Consider the following 18,796-nt stretch of genomic DNA (forward strand, 5'->3'; position numbering starts at 1 on the left):
CATGCATGTCCAGTGGGTCTCGCGTCGACGGGATGCGGCAGGCGAAAGCACAGGCAAGCGCACACCCCGATCAGCGAGATCGGTGAGTGCGTTGACTGACGTGAACGCTTACGGCCAAGCTGGCTGGCGGCTGTCGATTTCCCTCGGCGCTGCAAGGGGCAGGAAGGTGGGTGTGACCGTGACGGTCTCCTTCGTCATGGCGCCGAGTGGCGGAATAATATGAAGAAACATTCAAGTTTTCCATTCGCGTTTGGAGCCATCGCCATGACCACCCGCCCCAGCGCCCCTATCGCCTCGCGCAGGCAGCCCAAGCAGGCCCGCTCGAACGACCTGGTTGCCGCCATCCTCGAAGCGGCCCTTCAGGTTTTGGCCAAGGAAGGCGCGCGCCGCTTCACCACCACGCGCGTGGCCGAGCGGGCCGGCGTCAGCATCGGCTCGGTCTACCAGTACTTCCCGAACAAGGCGGCCATCCTGTTTCGCCTGCAGAGCGACGAATGGCGGCAGACCACCGAGATGCTGAGCCGCATCCTGGAAGACACCCGCCAGCCGCCGTTGGAGCGCTTGCGGGTGCTGGTGCATGCCTTCATCCGCTCGGAGTGCGACGAGGCCGAGGTGCGCACCGCGCTGGCTGCCGCCGCGCCGCTGTACCGCGACGCACCGGAGGCGCACGAGGCCCGCGCGTCCGGCAACCGCACCGTGCAGCGCTTCATGGCCGAGGCGCTGCCAAGCGCATCGAAGGCCACGCGCACGCTGGCGGCAGAGCTCATCACCACCACGCTGGGTGCGGTCGGCAAGGAGTTCTCGGAAAGCCCGCGCACGCCGAGGGAGATCAAGTCCTACGCCAACGCGATGGCCGACATGTTCTGCGCCTACCTCGGCAGCCTGTGAGCAGCTGATCTGGTGAAGACAATGACTTGACAAGGCCGAGGCCCTGGCTAACACTAAACCAAATGGTTAACAGTGAAGCCACCCAACTCGACCTGGTCTTTGCCGCGCTGTCAGACGCGACGCGGCGCAGCGTACTGGTGCAGCTGGAGCGCCTGGCGCAGCAAGGCGAGGTCAGCTGCAGCGTCAGCGAGCTGGCGCAGCCGCATGGCATGTCGCTGCCGGGGTTCATGAAGCACCTGGCCGTGCTCGAAGCCGCGGGCCTGATTGCCCGCGCCAAGGCCGGGCGCGTGGTGCGCTGCGAACTGGACGCCGCGCCCATGCAGGCGGCGGCGCGCTGGATCTCCCGCTACGAGCGTTTCTGGACCGAGCGCTTCGACGCGCTCGATCGTTTTCTCCACCAACAGGAAGCATCGACGCCATGCCCGCTGCCCAGCCCCAATCCCGTGCCGCCGTCCTCGGCGAAGCCCCAGGCCAAGTCAGCCTCACGCGCCGCTACCGCGTCCCGCCCGAAAAAGTCTGGCGCGCCTGGACCGAGGCGCAAGCGCTGAGCCAGTGGTTCGGCCATCCGGGCGAGGACCGCGCGCCCACCGTGGCCGAGATCGACCTCAGCGTGGGCGGGCGCTACCGCATTGCGTTCGAAGGCGCCAACGGCGAGATGAACGAAGTCTCGGGCGTCTACCAGGAAGTCGAGCTGCACAGCCGGCTGGTCTTCACCTGGGCCTGGCAGAGCACGCCCGAGCGCGTCTCGCGCGTCAGCGTCACGCTGGCCGCGGTGGATGGCGGCGCAGGCACTGAAATGCATTTCGTGCACGACCGCTTCTTCGACGCCCAGGCCGCCACCAACCACGAGCGCGGCTGGCAGCCCGCCTTCGAGGCGCTGGGCGCCTTCCTGCAACGCAAACCTCAGGAGGCATGACATGCCCAGCACCGTGTACCAGGCCAGCTGCCACTGCGGCCGCATCAAGTTCGAGGCCGAAGGCGAGCTCACCTCGGTCATGTCCTGCAACTGCTCGATGTGCCAGCGCAAGGGCACGCTGATGTGGTTCGTGCCGCGCAGCGCATTGCGCCTTTTCACGCCCGAGGAGGACACCAGCGTCTACCTGTTCAACAAGCATGTGATCCAGCACCGCTTCTGCCCCACCTGCGGCATCCATCCGTATGGCGAAGGCAAGGCGCCGAATGGCGACGAGATGGCCGCGGTCAATGTGCGCTGCATCGAAGGCATCGACCTCGCGGCCTTGCCTGTCACACACCACGACGGCCGCGCGATGTGACCATGTGAGCTTGCGAGCGCGCCTGCCTCAGGTGCCAGCGGCCTGGCGTGCCCGGCTTCGCGAGGCGTTCACCGCGAGCCAGATCGCCGAGATGAGGAAGTAGGCGGCCCCCACGCCCGCGTAGCCCGCGAGGGTCACGATGGGCGGCGCCGACAGCGCAAACGACTGCTGGATGAAAAACGCGCCGGCCAGCGCAGATTGCGCGCCGCTCAGCACCGAGGCCCACTGGCCGCTGTGGCTCTTCCACCGGCGAACCGCGGTGGCGAGCTGCAACACGCCCGCGCCAATCGCCCAGGCGCCGAAGATCGCCAGCACCCAGCTTTGGCTGTGCTGCACTGCCGCGATCACCAGCAGCGTCGTCAAGGCGCTCACGGCGACATTGATCGCCTGCGTCGGGTTGCGCTTCAGGCCACCGCTGCGGATGGCGTCCAGGTAATTCGCCGCCGCATCCCAGGCGGGGTACAGGCACAACAGCACGGCGGCGATCATCGCGTCGTGGCGGCCCAGCGCAATGGCTGCGGCGACCCAGGCGAACGAAAACGCGGCGCGGGTGAAGCTGTAGAGGGTCAGCCAACGGGTGTCGGCGGCTCGCATGGACGGGGTAGGCATGAGGCTAGGTCTTTCGAGTGAAGGGCGTGCTACGCCGAAGGCGTGAGTCGCTGGAGGTGGGAGGACATGACCCTGCCGAACAGGCTGGGCTCGCCTGCGGCACGGGCCGTGAGCAGCGCCCCATGCACGGCGGCCATGAAGGTGTGGGCTTCCACTTCGACGGGTTGGCTCAGCCGCAGCTGGCCGCCGGCCGCGCCGTCCTGCAGCGCGGCCTGCAGCCACGCGACCAGGGCCTGGAAGTGGCCGCGCACCTCCGCCGCCACTTCCGGTGGCAGCGAAGGCAGCTCCGCGGCCAGCAGCGCGCAGAGGCAGAAGGGGTCGGTGTCCGTCGCCACGCAGCGTTCCCAGTAGCCTACGTAGGCCCGCAGCTGTGCGGCAGGATCCGCCACGTTGGTGCGGATCGCCGCCAGCCCGGCAGCGGCCGCTTGCCGGTAGTTCGCCACCAAGGTGCGCACCAGGTCCACCTTGGTCGGGAAGTGATGGTGGATGCTGGGCTTGCGGATGCCGACCTGGTCCGCCACGTCGGCATAACTGAAGCCATGAAAGCCGCGCTGCAGGATGAGCTGGTGCGCGGACCGAAGGATTCGGTCGAGGGTGGAATCGTCAGCCATGAATTGCAGTCTACCGACTAGTTGGTAGGTTGTCAATTTGACGCCGGGCTTTCCCTTGTCCAGCGATGAGCACGCACGGCCGGAAGGCGGCCTTGGCCTTGGTGGGTTGGTCTTATCTGATTAACCTACTGAAACTAATTCGTGGAGATTTCGCCGTGTCTTAGGGGATAACGCCATTAATTTGATTTAGTTGATGAAATAAATTTCGCCACGAGGCGACGCAGGCGCGGCGCCTGAACCTCATCGTTGGAGCCCTCGCCATGCGATCTTTTCCCTTTCTTTTCCTCCCCTCGCTGCTGGCCTCGGCCACGCTGTGTGCCTGCGGTGGCAGTGACCGTCCGATCGCGCGTTTGAGCCCGGCCAGCGCCGGCACGCTGAGCCAGTGCAGCACGCTGGTGGCCAGCTTCGGTTTTGCCAACACCATCCTGACCGCGGCCACCGATGTGGCGGCCGGGACCCTGACCGTGGCGGGTCAGCCCGTGCCGGCGCATTGCCTGGTCACTGGCACGATGAACGCCCGCACCGGTACCAACGGCAGCTATGCCATCGGCTTCGAGCTGCGCCTGCCAGTGGCCTGGAATGGCCGCTTCTATTACCAGGCCAATGGCGGCCTGGATGGCGCGGTGGTCACCGCGCTGGGCGGCCTCGGCGGCGGTCCATTGACCGGCGCGCTGCTGCAGGGCTTCGCGGTGCTCAGCTCCGATGCGGGCCACAGCAATGCGCAGAACGCGCCGGGTGCCGCCAACTTCGGCAATGACCCACAGGCCCGGCTGGACTATGGCTACCAGGCCGTGGGCACGCTCACGCCGATGGCCAAGCAACTCGTGCAGGCCAGCTATGGCCGCGCCCCCGACCGCGCCTACATCGGCGGCTGCTCCAACGGCGGCCGCCACACCATGGTGGCTGCGGCCCGCGATGCCGAGCAGTACGACGGCTACCTGGTAGGCGACCCAGGCTTCCACCTGCCGCGCGCCGCCATCGCCAACATCGCCGGCTACCAGCAGTACCTCACCCTGGCCAGCACCAGTGGCGATGCGTCCACCGGGTTCTCCCAGGCCGAACGTGCGCTGGTCAGCAATGCCGTGCTGGCCAGGTGCGATGCATTGGATGGCGCGACAGATGGCCTGGTGCAGGACGTGGCGGCCTGCCGTGGCGCCTTCAGCCTGGACCGCGACGTGCCCACCTGCGCCGGCACTCGGGACGGCACCTGCCTCAGCAGCGAACAGAAGGCGGTGATCGAGCAACTATTCGCTGGCGCCAAGGCGGGCGACGGCAGCCTGGTCTACGCGGCCTGGCCGTACGACGCAGGCCTGGCCACCAACGGCTGGGCCTCATGGAAATTCTCTGCGCCCGCCACCCGCGATTCCGTGGCTGTCGGCCAGGTCTGGCAGGCCCCGCCAGAAGACGCCGCGACCTTCGTGCCCACCACCTTCGCCGCCACGGGCAGCATCGACCAGATGCTGGCCCGCGTGATGGCCACCACGGCCGTCTTCACCGAGTCGGCCTGGCACTTCATGGTGCCGCCCAACGAGACCGAGCTGTCCACGCTGAAGTACCGTGGCGCCAAGATGCTGGTCTACCATGGTGCCTCCGACCCGATCTTCAGCCACGACGACACCTTGAACTGGTACCAGGCACTGGCCAAGGCCAACGGCGGGGACGCCAGCGATTTCGCACGCTTCTACAGCGTGCCCGGCATGAACCACTGTTCCGGCGGCCCGGCCACCGACCAATTCGACATGCTTTCGCAACTGGTGGCATGGGTGGAGCAGGGCCAGGCGCCGGGCGCCATCACCGCCACTGCGCGCGGCCCTGGCAATGCCGGCGGTGTCAACGCCGACGTGCCCGCCACCTGGTCCGCGACCCGCACGCGACCGCTGTGCCCGTCACCCCAGGTCGCCCGCTACCAGGGCAGCGGCAGCCTGGATGACGCCGCGAATTTCAGTTGCCAGTGAGGCGCAAAGGGGGGCGCAAAGGGGGGCGCAAAGGGGGCGCCGGCGCAAGAGGCCTGGAAGCCCGCGCGGCGGTCGTCGGTCCACCGCTTCAGCCTCGCGCCCCCAACCGCATCACCACCGCCAATCCACCACCTTCCGGCGCATGCGCCTCGATGCGCCCGCCATGCGATTCAATTGCCCGCTTCGCAATCGTCAAGCCCAGCCCGAAGCCTTCCACCCCCGCCTCGCCCAGCCGCTCGAACGGTTCGAACATGCGAGTGCGGGCTTCTTCGGGCACGCCGGGGCCTTGGTCCTGGACGGTGATGAGCAGGGCGGTGCTGCTGGCTTCGGCGGTGACTTGCACGCTGGTGGCTTCACGGGTGAACTTGACGGCGTTGCGGACGACGTTTTCGAAGGCGCGGCAGAGCAGTTCGGCGTTGACTTCGGCGACGAAGCTGCCTTGGGCGCTGAACTGCAGGTCGCGGTGGGCTGCGCGGGCCTCGAAGCGGGCGTCGTTGCAGACCTCGGCCATCAGCGCGACCACGTCGATGGGCAGGCGCGGCGGCTGGGCCTGCGTGGTCTCCATGCGCGCGAGCGTGAGCACTTCGCCAACCAGCGCGTCCAGCCGCATGCATTCGCGCTCCACCCGCTCATGCATCGCTGGCATGCGCTCGGGCTGCTGGCGAGCCAGGCCGATGGCGGCCTGCATGCGCGCCAGCGGCGAGCGCAGCTCGTGCGACACGTCGTGCAGCAGCCGCTGCTGTGCGCCGACCAGCTGCTGCAGCTGCTGCGCCATGCGGTTGAAATCCGCGCCGAGCTGGACCATTTCGTCGTCGTTTTCGGGACCGCGGCGGCGACGATGGCGACGACCTTGCGGCATCGACACCCGCGTGTCGAGCTGCCCGTCCGCCAGGCGGCGAAAGGCGGCCTGCAGCGTGTGGATGCGGTGCGACACATGCCAGGCGGCAAACGTGGCGAACAGGGTGCTGATCAGCAGCGTGGCCAGGATCGGAATCCACACCGGTGGTGGCGTTCGCTCCAGCGGTCCTTGGGTCGAACGCAGCGTGTCGGCCGGCATGAAGACGGTGATGGCCTGGCCGGAAGCGGTGGGCGTGTGCTCGATCAGGCCCAGGCTGTCGCCGCCATGTTTCAGGTCGGTCTGTTCGGGGGCGGCCAGGACCTTGGCCACCAGCTGCGGGTCCAGCATGCGGCCGAGCAGATCGTGGCCTTGCGCGTCCAGCAGATAGGGCGGCGGTTTGCCGGCGCGCTTGAAGAGTTCGGCCACGCGCTTGAGCCCCTCGGTGTCGTGCGAGGCCAGCAGCCCGCTGGTCACGCTCAGCACCACCTCCGCGCGCCGCGCCTCGGCAGCCGAGACGGGAATCAGGTCGAACCAGCGCGCCAGCCACACCCCGGCGGCCACCGAGCCCGCCACCGTCACCAGCGCGATCCAGAAGCCCAGGAAGAACTTCCAGAACAGCCGGCCCATTGCAACCTGCATCGCTTCAGTCTCGTGTGAGTTGATAGCCCATGCCGCGCACCGTCCTGATGGGGTCGGCGCCCGGCTGGCAGCTGGCCAGCTTCTGGCGGATGGCGCTGATGTGCACATCGATGCTGCGGTCGAAGCGCGCCAGCGGGCGGCCCAGTGCGCGCTCGGAGAGCTCGGCCTTGGTGACGAGCCGGCCGGCCTGGCGCATCAGTTCGGCCAGCAGGTTGAATTCGGCGCCGGTCAGGCTCAGCGGCTGGCCGGCCCATTCGGCGCTGCGCCGTGCTGGCCACAGCACGCCAGCGCCCACGCGCAGCGCGGGGGGGCCGCCGGCCTCTTCGGCGACCGGGTGCAGCCGGCGCAGGATGGCGCGCAACCTGGCCGCCAGCTCGCGCGGCGAGCAGGGCTTGGGCACGTAGTCGTCGGCGCCCAGCTCCAGGCCCAGCACGCGGTCGATGTCGTCGCCGCGGGCCGTGAGCATCAGCACCGGGATGCGGCTTTGCGCGCGCAGCCGGCGCAGCACCTCGATGCCGGTCAGCCGCGGCATCATCACGTCCAGCACCACGATGTCGTGCTGCTGGCTCAGCGCCGCGGCCACCGCGCTTTCGCCGTCATGCGCCATCGAAGTGCGAAAGCCGTCCTGGCGAAGGTAGTCGGCCAGCAAACCGACGAGTTCCACGTCATCGTCGACAAGCAACACGCTGGGGATCATGAAAGGCTCCGGCGGGGGAGCAAGGCTGGGCGGAACACGGCAGGCATCAACAGGTTGAGGGCTCGCATCTTCGCGCCGGGCCCGCGTGGCCGAGCGCTTCCTTACGTTTCTTTAGACTTCCCGGACGCAGCTTGTCGGAGCCGCACTGCAGCATGGCGACATCGTCATCATGCCTTGCCCGATGCCTCCGGCCACCGTTTCTTCCCCTGCCTCTGCGACCCTCTGCCCCCGCTGGTTGGCGCGCAGCGTGACGGGCTTCACAGCCTTGCTGCTCGCAGCCTGCGCCGCGGTCGGGCCGGACTACCTGGCCCCGTCGCCGGACGACCTGACCGTGCCGGCCGATTGGCAGGCCGCTTTGCCGCACGGTGGCAGCACGGCTGGGCTGGAAGACTGGTGGTCCCGGCTCGGGGACCCGCTGCTGATCGAGCTTCAGGCCCAGGCGCTGAAAAGCAATCCGTCGATGCAGAAGGCCGCCGCGCAGATCGGCGCGGCGCGCGCCGCTTTGGCCAGCGCCGAAGCGGCCGAGGTACCCAGCCTGACGCTGGCGGGCAGCGGTTCGCGAGCCAAGGCCATGGGTGCGACCGGGGCCACCAGCGTGACCAACAGCGCCAGCCTGGCGCTGGACGCCAGCTGGGAGCTGGACCTGTTCGGCAGCGTGCGGCGCAATGTCGAGTCTGGCCAGGCCACGGCACAGGCCAGGCTGGCAGACTGGAACGACACTCGCGTGTCGCTGGCCGCCGAGGTCGCCACCGACTACATCAACTACCGGGCCTGCGAAGCCACGCTGAAGCTGGCCCGTGCGGACGCTGCCTCACGCGAAGCCACCGCCCGCATCACCGAGGGCAGCTTCCGCGCCGGGGCCAATGCGTCGTCTGACGTGGCGCTGGCCAATGCCAGCGCCGCCAGCGGCCGGGCCAGCGTGTTGTCGCAGCAGGCCGATTGCCAGATCGACGTGAAAGGCCTGGTGCCGCTGGTCGGCCTGCCTGAAGCCAGGTTGCAGCAGCTGTTGGACCAGGGGGCCGCGCAGCCACTGCAGCCGGCGCTGTTCGAGGTGCAACGGCTGCCGCTGGCGCTGCTGAGTCAGCGGCCAGACCTGGTCGCCAAGGAACGCGCGCTGGCCGCGGCGAGCGCCAGCGTGGGCGTGGCCGAGGCCGGGCGTTACCCACGGCTGTCGCTGGCGGGCTCCATCGGCCGCAGCGGGGCGGACCTGGGCGGCGCCGCGCGTTACAGCACGCCCTGGTCCTTCGGCCCCAGCCTGTCGCTGCCGGTGTTCGACGGCGGCGCCGCGCGCGCCAACGTGCGCTCGGCCGAGGCGAACTACGAGGTCGCGCTGGCGGCTTACCGGGACGCCGTGGGCACGGCCGTCAAGGAAGTCGAGCAAGGCCTGGTGCGGCTGGGCAGCGCCGAAGCCCGCGAGGCCGACCTGCGGCGCAGCGCCGAAGGCTACCGCCGCGTGGCCACCGCCACCGAAACCGCCTGGCGCGCCGGCAGCGAAAGCCTCTTGACGCTGGAGCAGACCCGGCGCGACGCCATCTCGGCCGAGCAGGCCCTGCTCGCCGTGCAGCGCGACCGCCTGCTCTACGGCGTGGCCCTCTACAAGGCCGTGGGCGGCGGCTGGGACACCAGCCTGCCAGACCCGCAAGCCACCACGGCAACGCTTACCCGTTGATTCCCATGCAGTTCACAAGACGACATCTCTCGATCACCGGTGCCACGCTGGTGCTGGCCCTGGTGGCCGCAGCCATCATGCTGTGGCCGTATGCCAACAAGGCCGAAGCCGCCAACCCGCCCAGCGCCGCGGTGCCGGTGCTGGCGGTGGAAGCGGTGCAGGCCCAGGCCCGCGACTGGCCGGTGAACCTGAGCGCCTCGGGCGGCATCTTTGCGTGGCAGAGCGCCAGCGTGGCCAGCGAAGTGAGCGGCCCCCGCATCGAGGCCTTGCTGGTGGACGTGGGCAGCGTGGTGCGCAAAGGCCAGCTGCTGGCCCAGCTTGCCAGCGACAGCCTGGGCGCCCAGCTGCGCGCCCAACAGGCCAGCGTGGCCGAGGCGCGGGCCAAGCTGGCCCAAGCCGAAGCGGAGGCCGCTCGCGCCCGCACGCTGCGGGACAACGGCACGCTGTCCGAACAGAAGGTGCTGGACTACCAGGTCAGCGCGCAGACCGCCAGGGCCGCGCTGGACTCGGCACTGGCCACGCTGGACAGCCAGCGCATCCAGCTCGAACACACTCGCATCGTCGCGCCGGACGATGGCGTGATCACCGCACGCACCGCCTCGCTGGGCCAGGTCGTCAGCACCGGCACCGAGCTGTTCCAGCTGGTGCGCCAGCAGCGCCTGGAGTGGCGCGCCGAGCTGAGCGGGCGCCAGCTCGGCCAGCTGCGCGTGGGCCAGCGCGCCGTGCTGCATTTGCCGGGCGGCCAGCCGGTCGAGGCAAAGCTGCGCCTGGTGGCGCCCACGCTGGACGCCAGCTCGCGCATGGGCCTGGCCTATTTCGACCTGCCGGCCGATGCGATGAAAACCGGTGCCGCGCCCGGCCTCTACGTGTCCGGCGAGGTCCACACCGGTACGGCGCGAGCGAATGTGCTGCCGTCTTCGGCCATCACGCTGCGCGACGGAAACAGCTACCTCTTCGAGATCGGTGCCGACGCGCGCGTGCAGCAGCGCCAGGTGCAGACCGGCCTGCGCGTGGGCGACATGGTGCAGGTGCTGGACGCTTTGCCTGCAGGCGCGCGCTTCGTCAATGGCGGCGGCAGCTTCCTAAAGGACGGTGACGTGGTGGAAGTCCACCTGGCTTCCGCAGCACGCCCAGCCCCGGCCGGGAGCGCGCCATGAACGTCTCCGCCTGGTCGATCCGCAACCCCGTCCCGGCGCTGCTGCTGTTCCTGGTGCTGTGCGTGGCCGGCATGCTGGGCCTGCGCCAGCTCCCGATCCAGAACTTCCCGGACTTCGACACGCCCACGATCTCGGTCACCGCCACGCTGGAAGGCGCCGCGCCCAGCCAGCTGGAAACCGAGGTCGCGCGCAAGCTGGAAGACAAGCTGGCGACGCTGGGCCACGTCGAGCACATCAGCACCACCGTCACCGACGGGACCGTCAGCATCACGATCAACTTCGAGGCCGACACCGACCCCGAGGAAGACCTGAGCGCCGTGCGCAACGCGGTGGACAGCGCCCGCGCCGACCTGCCCAGCGACGTGGCGCCACCGGTCATCGCGAAGGTGACCCGCGCCGGCGACCCGCTGATCACCTACACCGTGCAAGCGCCGCACCTCAGCGAGGCCGACCTGTCCTGGTTCGTGGACAACGACCTCGGCAAGGCGCTGCGCGGCGTCAGGGGCGTGGGTGCGTTCACGCGGCTCGGCGGCGTGGAGCGCGAGGTGCATGTGCAGCTGGACTCGGCTGCGCTGGCCGGCATGGGCCTGAGCCCGGCAGACGTGTCGGCGCAGATCGCCGCAGTGCAGACCGATGCCTCCGGCGGCCGCGGCGAGATCGGCCGCAGCAACCAGAGCATGCGCACCATCGGCCGGCGGGAGACGCCCGGCGAACTCTCCGCGCTGGCGATTCCCGTCACCTCGGCCGGCGGCCACAAGTCCTCGGTGCGGCTGGACCAGATCGCGCGGGTGAGCGACACCACCGAGACCCGCTTCGCCTACGCCGCGCTGAACGGCACGCCCACCGTGGGCTTTCGCATCGAGCGGCTGCGCGGCGCCAGCGAAGTCTCGGTGCGACACGACGTGCGCGAAGCCGTGAAGGCGTTCGCCGGCGCGCACCCGCAGGTCAGGCTGACGGAGGCCTACAACTCGGTGCAGCCCACGCAGGACAACTACGACGCGTCCATGCACCTGCTGTTCGAAGGCGCGTTGCTGGCGGTCATCGTCGTGTGGGCCTTCCTGCGCGACTGGCGGGCCACGCTGGTCTCGGCCGTGGCGCTGCCGCTGTCCATCATTCCGACCTTCGCGGTGATGAGCCTGCTGGGCTACTCGCTGAACCTGATCACGCTGCTGGCGCTGTCGCTGGTGGTGGGTGTGCTGGTGGACGACGCCATCGTCGAGGTCGAGAACATCGTGCGCCACCTGCGCATGGGCAAGAGCCCCATGCAGGCCGCGCTGGAGGCGGCCGACGAGATTGGCCTGGCGGTGATCGCCACCACCTTCACGCTGGTCGCGGTCTTCCTGCCCACGGCCTTCATGGCCGGCGTGCCGGGCAAGTTCTTCAAGCCCTTTGGCGTGACCGCGTCCGTGGCCGTGCTGGTTTCGCTGCTGGTTGCGCGCCTGCTCACGCCGATGATGGCGGCGTATCTCCTGAGGCCGCATGTGGACCGGCACGCGGCCGGCGAGGACGGCCGCGTGATGCGCAGCTACCTGAAGGCGGCGCGCTGGTGCCAGCAGCACCGCAAGACCACGGTCGCGCTGGCGCTGGCGTTCTTCATCTCCACGCTGGGCCTGATCGCGCTGCTGCCCACCTCCTTCGTGCCCGCGGCCGACCGCAGCCTCACCACCATCGCGCTGTCGCTGGAGCCCGGCACGCGGCTGGAGACCACGCGCGACATCGCCGAGCGCGCCACCTGGCTGGCGCGCCAGGTGCCGGAAGTGCGCCAGGTGTTCACCGTGATCGGCGACGCCGAGAGCGACGCCAGCAGCAGCGAAGTCAACAAGGCCACGCTGGTGCTGAGCCTGGTGCCGCGCGAGGAGCGCAGCCGCAAGCAGCCCGAGATCGAGCAGCAGCTGCGCACGCTGCTCAAGGGCCTGCCCGGCACGCGCGTTTCGGTGCTGGGCATGGGCAACGGCCAGACGCTGGACATCACGCTGGCCAGCGACGATGCCGCCGCACTCAACAAGACCACCCAGGCCGTGTTGAAGGAGCTGCGCGGCATCCCGGGCATTGGCAATGTGTCTGACAGTTCGGCGCTGCAACGGCCCGAGGTGCAGGTGCACCCGGATCCTGTGCGCATGGCCGAGCAGGGCGTCACCACCGAGGCCATCGGCAAGGTGCTGCGCGTGGCCACTCACGGCGACTATTCGGCGCAGATGGCCAAGTTCAACCTCGCGCAGCGGCAGATCGCCATCCGCGTGCAGGTGGGCGACGGCACGCGCGACAGCCTGGAAGCGCTGGGCCAGCTGCGCGTGGCCGGGCGCAACGGCGCGGTGCCGCTGTCCTCGGTGGCGGACCTGTCCATGGGCGGCGGGCTGGCGCAGATCGGCCGGCTGGACCGCATGCGCAATGTCACGCTGAGCATCGAGCTGGGCAAGTACGCCACCGGCGACCTGAACAAGCGGGTGCAGGCGCTCCCGTCCATGCGTTCGCTGCCCGCTGGCGTGCAGCAGCTGCAGACCGGGGACGCCCAGCGCATGGCCGAGCTGTTCACCAGCTTCGGCATTGCGATGGCGATTGGCGTGTTGTGCATCTACTGCGTGCTGGTGCTGCTGTTCCATGACTTCATGCAGCCGGCCACCATCCTGGCCGCGCTGCCGCTGTCCACCGGCGGCGCCTTCCTCGCCTTGTGGATCACCCGCAGCGGCTTTTCGCTGCCTTCGGTGATCGGCCTCCTGATGCTGATGGGCATCGTCACCAAGAACTCCATCCTGCTGGTGGAGTACGCGGTGGTGGCCTACCGGCAACAAGGCATGAGCCGGCTGGACGCGCTGATGGACGCCTGCCACAAGCGCGCCCAGCCCATCCTGATGACCACCATCGCGATGGCCGCCGGCATGCTGCCGGTGGCGCTGGGCATTGGCAACGACAACAGCTTCCGCGGCCCGATGGCCATCGTCGTCATCGGCGGCCTGCTCACCTCCACCGTGCTCAGCCTGCTGGTGGTCCCGGTCGTCTTCACCTATGTGGACGACTTCCTGCTGTGGCTGAAGCATTTGGCCCAGCGCATGCACCTGATCGGCGCGGCCACACCATCGTCCGCCACCGGCGCTTCTTCCCACTCTGCTACCTTCACCTCATGAAACCTCTGATCTGTCTCGCTGCCGTCATCGGCATGGCCGCACCCTTGCAAGCTGCGCTGGCCCAGGACATGCCTGGCGAACGCGACCCGAACGCCACGCAGTGGGGCCTCGGCCTGGGCGTCGGCGTTGAGAACCGGGCCTACGAGGGCGCGGACCGCAAGGTGCGCGCTGCCCTTCCTGCTGTTCGAGAACCGCTACGTGCGCGTGGCCGGCCCAGGCATCGACCTGAAGCTGCCGGACGCCGGCCCGGTCTCGTTCGCCCTCAGCGCGCGCTACATGGGCGCTGCCTACAAGAGCGGTGACGCGCCCATCCTCGAAGGCATGGAAGACCGCAAGGGCGGCGCCTGGCTGGGAGGCTCGGCGCGCTGGCATGCGCCCGAGTTCGAACTGCAGGCCGAGCTGCTGCGCGATGTGTCCGGCAACAGCGAAGGCCTGCAGGCCAGGCTGATGCTGTCCAGGGAATTCCGCGCCGGCCGCTTCATGTTCACCCCCGGCGTGGGCGCCACCTGGCTGGACAAGAAAGTGGTGGCCTACGACTACGGCGTGACGGCCGAAGAAGCGCTGCAGGGCCGCCCGCAATACGACGGCAAGGCCACCGTCAACCTGGACCTGAACCTGCGCACCGCCTACCTGCTGGCGCCACACCAGATGCTGCTGCTGGAGGTCGGCGGCACGCATCTGGGCAGCGGCATCACCGACAGCCCGCTGGTCGGCCGCAACAACATCGCCCGCGCCAGATTCGGGTATCTCTATCGGTTCTGACCGGATGAGCGCCGGGCTTAGCGGTTGAAGTCGGCCACCATCTTCCCCGGCGCATGCCCGGCCTGATTGCGGGCAATGGCCGCGGGAATCTCGGCAAAGCCCACCACCTCGGCCACCGTCGAGCGCAGCCGGCCGGCCGCCACCGCACCGGCCAGCTCGGCCAGCCGTGCCGTGTCCGGCGTCATCATGAACCAGAGGCCCCGCTGGCCGGCCGGGGCCCGGGCCGTCACATCCGGCGCCGCGGTGCTGACGATGGCGCCCACGGCCGCCAGCACCTGCCACGAGCGGTCCAGCGTTTCGCCGCCCACCAGGTCCAGCACCAGGTCCACGCCGCGGGCCGTGTCCTCGAAGCGCTGCGCGTGGCGGTCAAACACCTCGTCCGCGCCCAGCGCCAGCACATGCGCCCGGCTGCCGGCAGAAGCGGTGGCCAGCACCGTGGCGCCGGCCGCCTTGGCCAGCTGCACCGCCATGCCGCCCACGCCGCCCGCCGCGCCGTGGATCAGCACCCGCTGCCCGGCGCGCAGTTCGCCGGCGGCGCGCAAGGCCTGCCAGGCCGTGAGCAACACGACCGGCAGTGCGGCAGCCTGCACGTCGCTCAGCGCGGCCGGCGTCAGCGCCAGCTTGGCCTCGTCCACCGCGACGAAGCGGGCATAGGCGCCCAGCCCGCCCAGCGGGCCCATCACCCGGTCGCCCGGCTGGAAGCGCGAAGCGCCCGGGCCGACCGCCACCACCACGCCGGCCAGCTCGATGCCCAGCGTGGCCGGCAGCGCCAGCTTGAAGACATCCTGCACATAGCCGGCGCGCACCTTCCAGTCCAGGCCGTTGATGCCGGCAGCCTTCACCGCCACCAGCACCTGGCCAGGGCCGGGCACCGGCGTGGGCACTTCGTCCTGCTGCATCACCTCCGGGCCACCGTAGGCATGGATGCGCATGGCTTGATTGGTCGTTTGGTTGATCGATTGTTGGGTCGTCATGTCGCTGCTCCTGAAAGAGAGTCAAAGGGGTGAAGTCAATGTAGGTTGTCCCACCAGCGAGCGAAAGCCATTGAAAATGGACAGGCTGTCTCACGGATGGATCAGTGAGTCGGCAACAACCGAAAGCCCGGCTCATGGACCTGCTCGCCCTCACCGACTTCAAGCTGGTGGCCCAGCACGGCGGTTTCGGCAAGGCCGCGCAGGCCAGCGGCCGGCCCAAGGCCACGCTGTCGCGCCGCGTGATGGCGCTGGAAGAGAGCCTGGGCCTGCGCCTGCTGGAGCGCAGCAGCCGCGCGTTCCGGCTGACCGAGGAAGGGCTCACCACCCGGCGCGAGCCAGGCGAATGGCGCGTGCAGGACACCCAGGGCACCGAGCACCGCTTCCAACCCCAACCCCTGCTGCGCCTGTCGTCCACGCTGATGGTGCGCGACGCCGCCCGCGCCGGTGCCGGCGCCGCGCTTGCTGCCGCAATCCATCGCCGCCGAAGACCTGGCAAGCGGCCGGCTGGTGCACTGGGGCACCGTGCCGGGCAAGCCCGTCGAAGTCCGGGCGCTGCACACCTCCCGGCGGCTCGTCAGCGCGAAGGTGACGGCGTTCGTGCAGTGCCTGTGCGAGAGTTTTTCGGGTGGGGTGCTGGCGTAGAGAAGGGGCTGCAGGTCCCGAAGGTGCGGTTCGCCGTCCTGATCATTCGGCGAGCCCGACTCCGGAGCGCGACCTTCGGTCCCGTCTCAGGTGTCGGCCCAAGAGCACAGCAGCCAGATAGGAGAGGCCCGTCAGCGCCACGCCGATGCCAAGCACGCTGGCTGCATGAACGGCTGGCCGATCATTTTGGAAGTGGAATGCGGCCCAGACTGCAGCCACGACCAGCAGCACCATCTCGACGATGGGCGACATCGACACCCCGCCAGGGGGCGGCCCGTCGCCTCGCTTCCAAGCGCGCGCAGCACGCTCCAGAAAGCATGGGACGAGCATGTTCCATGTGAGCTTCAGCAAGAACAGCGCGATCAGACACCAAGACAACCAGGTCATTCGATTTCCAATTGCGGCGAATGCGACAGCGCGGCAAGGTCTAAAGTCGGAGCGCGGTCGGGCACCTCCGGTTGCCCGCCAGGGCGCGCTTTCGGGCAGTCAGACGTCTTGTCAAAATGATCGCTTGCCAATCCTCGGATGACCTGCATGTTGCCTTTGTTTGACCCGAAGTGGGCCACGCTGCTCGGTGGCTATCGGGTGCCATACGACCCATCTGGCGCCTTGTCGCGCCTTGAGCAAGGCGAGGATGCTTGGGACGAATTGTGGAGCGAGCTGCACCATCAGGGCGACATCGGCGAAGCTTCGTATGCCGCCGTGCCGCACTTGGTCCGGATCGCGGCACAGGCACACCAGCGGGACTGGAATTTCTACGGGCTCGTTTCCACCATGGAGGTCGAACGGCACAAATCAAGCAGTCCCCCAGTGCCCAACTGGCTGGTTGACGACTACGACGATGCGTTGCAGGACATGCAGCGCTTGGCGTTGCGTGACTTGGCTTCGCAAGAAGACGCCTCGACCGTCCAAGCGATTCTGGCCTCCCTCGCATTGTGCAAAGGGCAGGTCAAACTCGGCGCCTTGCTCTCCTCTTTGGACCTCTCGGAGCTGGATGAACTCGTCAATGAGCGGCTGGCGTGGGATGAGCTGTATGAGTAGCGCAGACCAGCGCGCAGCACCACGATGCGGCTGTCGCTGAATGTGAGCTTGAGGACACTCCTTGACAGCAGCGACATCGCGAACTGGCTGCCTTCGGCGGAGCGTTGTGACTTGACTTCGTTTGGAACGGGTCGCAGGCCGCCGACAGCGGCTCAGACTTGCGCGCGCAATGTTGCTGGACCTGTGGTCGAGCCACTGGCACGGGTGTCTCAGCCCTTGACGGCCAGGCTCAGCTGACATGCATTTCGCCGCCCATCGGAAACCTCGCTGCCGCCGTCTTCAACGGCAGTCCAGCGCATTCGTCAGGCAGCTCACCGTGCGGTAGCAGCCGGGCAGCACCAGCACCAGCCGCTGGGGAGCAGTGTCCATGGCAGCGGCAGTGGCGGTGCAAAAGAGGGGCGACATTCGGGGTCCCGGTGATTTGAAAAAACAGCGTTGAAGTGCACTTGGGTGCGGCTTTTGCGAAGTGAGGTCCGCGTGCTGAATTTCCGCCATCTGTACTATTTCTGGGTCGTCACCAAAGAAGGCGGGTTCGCCCGCGCCGCGGAGCGGCTTGAAATGGCCGTGCAGACCATCAGCGCCCAGGTGCGCGAGCTGGAGAAGGCGCTGGGTCACCAGCTGCTCAAGCCCGCCGGGCGAGGCGTCGCCTTGACGGAGGCGGGCGAGGTCGCCTTCGCGCGTGCCGAGGCGGTCTTCCACATCGGGCAAGCGATTGCCGAAGAAGTGCGGGAGGCGGCCAATCACAAGGTGGTGCGCTTGTCCGTCGGCTTTTCGGATGGCATCTCCAAGCTGGCGGCGCATGCGATGCTCTCGCCGATTCTGGCCACGCCGTCGCTGCGGCTGGTCTGCCACGAAGGGGAGGTGAAGCAGTTGCTGGCCGAACTGGCGATGCACCACCTGGACCTGGTGCTGGCCGGACAGTCCGCCCCCAACAGCTCGAACTTGCGGTTGACCAGCGAGCGCCTCGTGCAATCGCCGGTGGCGTGGTATGGGCCTGCCGCGCTGGTCCGAAAAGCCGACGTGGCCGAGTTTCCGGAGTCACTCGGCCGGTTGCCGGTGCTCTTGCCCACCAGCCACTCGGCGCTGCGCTTCAGCCTGGACCGCTGGTTTGAAACCGAGGGCCTGCGGCCCCGGATCGTGGGCGAATTCGAAGACAGTGCACTGATGGCCGTCTTCGCAGCGCGTGGGCTGGGTGTGTTTCCAGTCAGCCAGCTTGGCGCCTCGGATCTGGCCCTGATGCACGGCTTGCGCTTGCTGGGCCACTCTCCTGGCGTGTCCGAGGAGATCCACGCGATCAGGTCGCGCCGCGGCCAACACCACCCGCTTGTCGTGCAACTGCTGGACAGCGCGCGCGGCTGACGGCGCCGGGGGGCACAGCCTGGGTGCAAATGCCGCGGAAGCGGCTTGTTCTTCAGGAAATGTGCTGCGCTGAGGGTTCGGTTTTTCCGAACTTCGCCTCACTGATTTGCTGCTTTTTCTGGATGGCAATGCGCCCTATCTTCGGTTCACACCTGAACCAAAGGAGCGCCGTGATGCAGGTTTTATTCAAATCCCGAGATCCGCAAGCCGACGAACTGCGGGATGTGGCGCAACGCCGTGCGCGCTTCGTCTTCCGTCGCCTCGGCTGGCTGGCACCAAAAGCCATCGTGCAGTTGTCAGATGTGAATGGCCCGCGCGGCGGCGTCGACAAGCGCTGCCAGGTCGAAATCCGGAGCGGGGTCGCCGGCACCGTGGTGGTGGCATCCGTGGCGCATGACTGGCGTACCGCCCTGGACAACGCCTTGTCGCGCGCTTTGCGCTTTCTCGTGCGCCAGTGGCGACGCGGGAATGACAAGAGAGCGCTGCGCCCACGCGCCATTTTTCTGAACCACGCTGAAGAGCAGCGCGGCTGAGTCAACGACGCCGGGAAACCGTGAAG

General features: G+C 68.5%; 19 protein-coding genes and 1 pseudogene. 13 read left to right on the plus strand and 7 right to left on the minus strand.

Going from position 1 to position 18,796, the window contains the following annotated elements; translation table 11 throughout:
- Positions 1-264: 264 nt before the first annotated feature.
- From LRH25_RS02470 to LRH25_RS02485, 4 genes are all read left to right on the plus strand, one after another.
- Complete coding sequence (locus tag LRH25_RS02470) at positions 265-888, plus strand: TetR/AcrR family transcriptional regulator (RefSeq protein ID WP_141288434.1); 624 nt, start codon at positions 265-267, stop codon at positions 886-888.
- Positions 889-950: 62 nt separating this feature from the next.
- Positions 951-1,436 (plus strand): ArsR/SmtB family transcription factor, encoded by a 486-nt coding sequence (locus tag LRH25_RS02475; RefSeq protein WP_141288435.1) that lies wholly within the window; start codon positions 951-953, stop codon positions 1,434-1,436.
- A complete protein-coding gene (locus LRH25_RS02480) occupies positions 1,433-1,804 on the plus strand; it encodes an SRPBCC family protein (protein ID WP_141288442.1) in 372 nt (123 codons plus the stop codon). The genes LRH25_RS02475 and LRH25_RS02480 overlap by 4 nt, the downstream gene beginning before the upstream one ends.
- Position 1,805: 1 nt before the next feature.
- The gene (locus tag LRH25_RS02485) at positions 1,806-2,162 is read left to right on the plus strand and encodes a GFA family protein (protein ID WP_141288436.1); all 357 of its coding nucleotides are present in this window, start codon (positions 1,806-1,808) and stop codon (positions 2,160-2,162) included.
- A gap of 27 nt (positions 2,163-2,189) precedes the next feature.
- On the opposite strand, the gene LRH25_RS02490 is transcribed toward LRH25_RS02485, so the two are convergent.
- Positions 2,190-2,771 (minus strand): DUF308 domain-containing protein, encoded by a 582-nt coding sequence (locus LRH25_RS02490; protein ID WP_141288437.1) that lies wholly within the window; start codon positions 2,769-2,771, stop codon positions 2,190-2,192.
- A gap of 29 nt (positions 2,772-2,800) precedes the next feature.
- Positions 2,801-3,382: a TetR/AcrR family transcriptional regulator gene (locus LRH25_RS02495; protein ID WP_141288438.1), complete on the minus strand. Its 582-nt coding sequence runs from the start codon at positions 3,380-3,382 to the stop codon at positions 2,801-2,803.
- A gap of 260 nt (positions 3,383-3,642) precedes the next feature.
- Here LRH25_RS02495 and LRH25_RS02500 point away from each other — a divergent pair, with 260 nt between their 5' ends.
- On the plus strand, positions 3,643-5,337 hold the full coding sequence (locus LRH25_RS02500) for a tannase/feruloyl esterase family alpha/beta hydrolase (protein ID WP_141288439.1): 1,695 nt from the start codon (positions 3,643-3,645) through the stop codon (positions 5,335-5,337).
- Between the two features lie 88 nt (positions 5,338-5,425).
- Here LRH25_RS02500 and LRH25_RS02505 read toward each other — a convergent pair whose 3' ends face one another.
- A complete protein-coding gene (locus LRH25_RS02505) occupies positions 5,426-6,814 on the minus strand; it encodes an ATP-binding protein (protein WP_170200924.1) in 1,389 nt (462 codons plus the stop codon).
- A 4-nt stretch (positions 6,815-6,818) separates the two neighbouring features.
- A complete protein-coding gene (locus tag LRH25_RS02510; RefSeq protein ID WP_231010259.1) occupies positions 6,819-7,508 on the minus strand; it encodes a response regulator transcription factor in 690 nt (229 codons plus the stop codon).
- 250 nt (positions 7,509-7,758) lie between these two features.
- On the opposite strand from LRH25_RS02510, the gene LRH25_RS02515 reads away from it, so the two are divergent.
- From LRH25_RS02515 to LRH25_RS02530, 4 genes are all read left to right on the plus strand, one after another.
- On the plus strand, positions 7,759-9,180 hold the full coding sequence (locus tag LRH25_RS02515) for an efflux transporter outer membrane subunit (protein WP_231010110.1): 1,422 nt from the start codon (positions 7,759-7,761) through the stop codon (positions 9,178-9,180).
- Positions 9,181-9,185: 5 nt separating this feature from the next.
- Entirely contained in the window at positions 9,186-10,337 is a 1,152-nt protein-coding gene (locus LRH25_RS02520) for an efflux RND transporter periplasmic adaptor subunit (protein WP_231010111.1), read from the plus strand.
- Positions 10,334-13,459 (plus strand): efflux RND transporter permease subunit, encoded by a 3,126-nt coding sequence (locus LRH25_RS02525; RefSeq protein WP_141289848.1) that lies wholly within the window; start codon positions 10,334-10,336, stop codon positions 13,457-13,459. Before LRH25_RS02520 ends, LRH25_RS02525 begins: the two co-directional genes overlap by 4 nt.
- Positions 13,460-13,585: 126 nt before the next feature.
- Positions 13,586-14,221 carry a MipA/OmpV family protein gene (locus LRH25_RS02530; RefSeq protein ID WP_170201010.1) on the plus strand — a complete coding sequence of 212 codons (636 nt, stop codon included), beginning with the start codon at positions 13,586-13,588 and terminating at the stop codon, positions 14,219-14,221.
- 17 nt (positions 14,222-14,238) lie between these two features.
- Here LRH25_RS02530 and LRH25_RS02535 read toward each other — a convergent pair whose 3' ends face one another.
- Positions 14,239-15,195, minus strand: coding sequence for an NADP-dependent oxidoreductase (locus tag LRH25_RS02535; RefSeq protein ID WP_231010112.1), 957 nt, complete (start codon positions 15,193-15,195; stop codon positions 14,239-14,241).
- 134 nt (positions 15,196-15,329) lie between these two features.
- On the opposite strand from LRH25_RS02535, the pseudogene LRH25_RS02540 reads away from it, so the two are divergent.
- Positions 15,330-15,837 (plus strand): annotated as a pseudogene (locus LRH25_RS02540) (LysR family transcriptional regulator).
- A 42-nt stretch (positions 15,838-15,879) separates the two neighbouring features.
- On the opposite strand, the gene LRH25_RS02545 reads toward LRH25_RS02540, so the two are convergent.
- Together LRH25_RS02545 and LRH25_RS02550 are read right to left on the minus strand one after the other, a co-directional pair.
- The gene (locus LRH25_RS02545) at positions 15,880-16,224 is read right to left on the minus strand and encodes a hypothetical protein (RefSeq protein WP_141287422.1); all 345 of its coding nucleotides are present in this window, start codon (positions 16,222-16,224) and stop codon (positions 15,880-15,882) included.
- Positions 16,221-16,373 (minus strand): hypothetical protein, encoded by a 153-nt coding sequence (locus LRH25_RS02550; RefSeq protein ID WP_231010113.1) that lies wholly within the window; start codon positions 16,371-16,373, stop codon positions 16,221-16,223. Before LRH25_RS02550 ends, LRH25_RS02545 begins: the two co-directional genes overlap by 4 nt.
- Here LRH25_RS02550 and LRH25_RS02555 point away from each other — a divergent pair.
- From LRH25_RS02555 to LRH25_RS02565, 3 genes are all read left to right on the plus strand, one after another.
- Positions 16,372-16,878, plus strand: a complete 507-nt coding sequence (locus LRH25_RS02555; protein ID WP_141287421.1) for a hypothetical protein — start codon at positions 16,372-16,374, stop codon at positions 16,876-16,878. The genes LRH25_RS02550 and LRH25_RS02555 overlap by 2 nt on opposite strands.
- Before the next feature lie 477 nt (positions 16,879-17,355).
- Entirely contained in the window at positions 17,356-18,237 is an 882-nt protein-coding gene (locus LRH25_RS02560) for a LysR substrate-binding domain-containing protein (protein WP_141287420.1), read from the plus strand.
- A 173-nt stretch (positions 18,238-18,410) separates the two neighbouring features.
- On the plus strand, positions 18,411-18,770 hold the full coding sequence (locus LRH25_RS02565) for an HPF/RaiA family ribosome-associated protein (RefSeq protein WP_141287419.1): 360 nt from the start codon (positions 18,411-18,413) through the stop codon (positions 18,768-18,770).
- Positions 18,771-18,796: the final 26 nt, after the last annotated feature.

This window comes from Ideonella azotifigens (assembly GCF_021043325.1).
GTDB classification, from domain to species: Bacteria; Pseudomonadota; Gammaproteobacteria; order Burkholderiales; family Burkholderiaceae_C; genus Ideonella; species Ideonella azotifigens.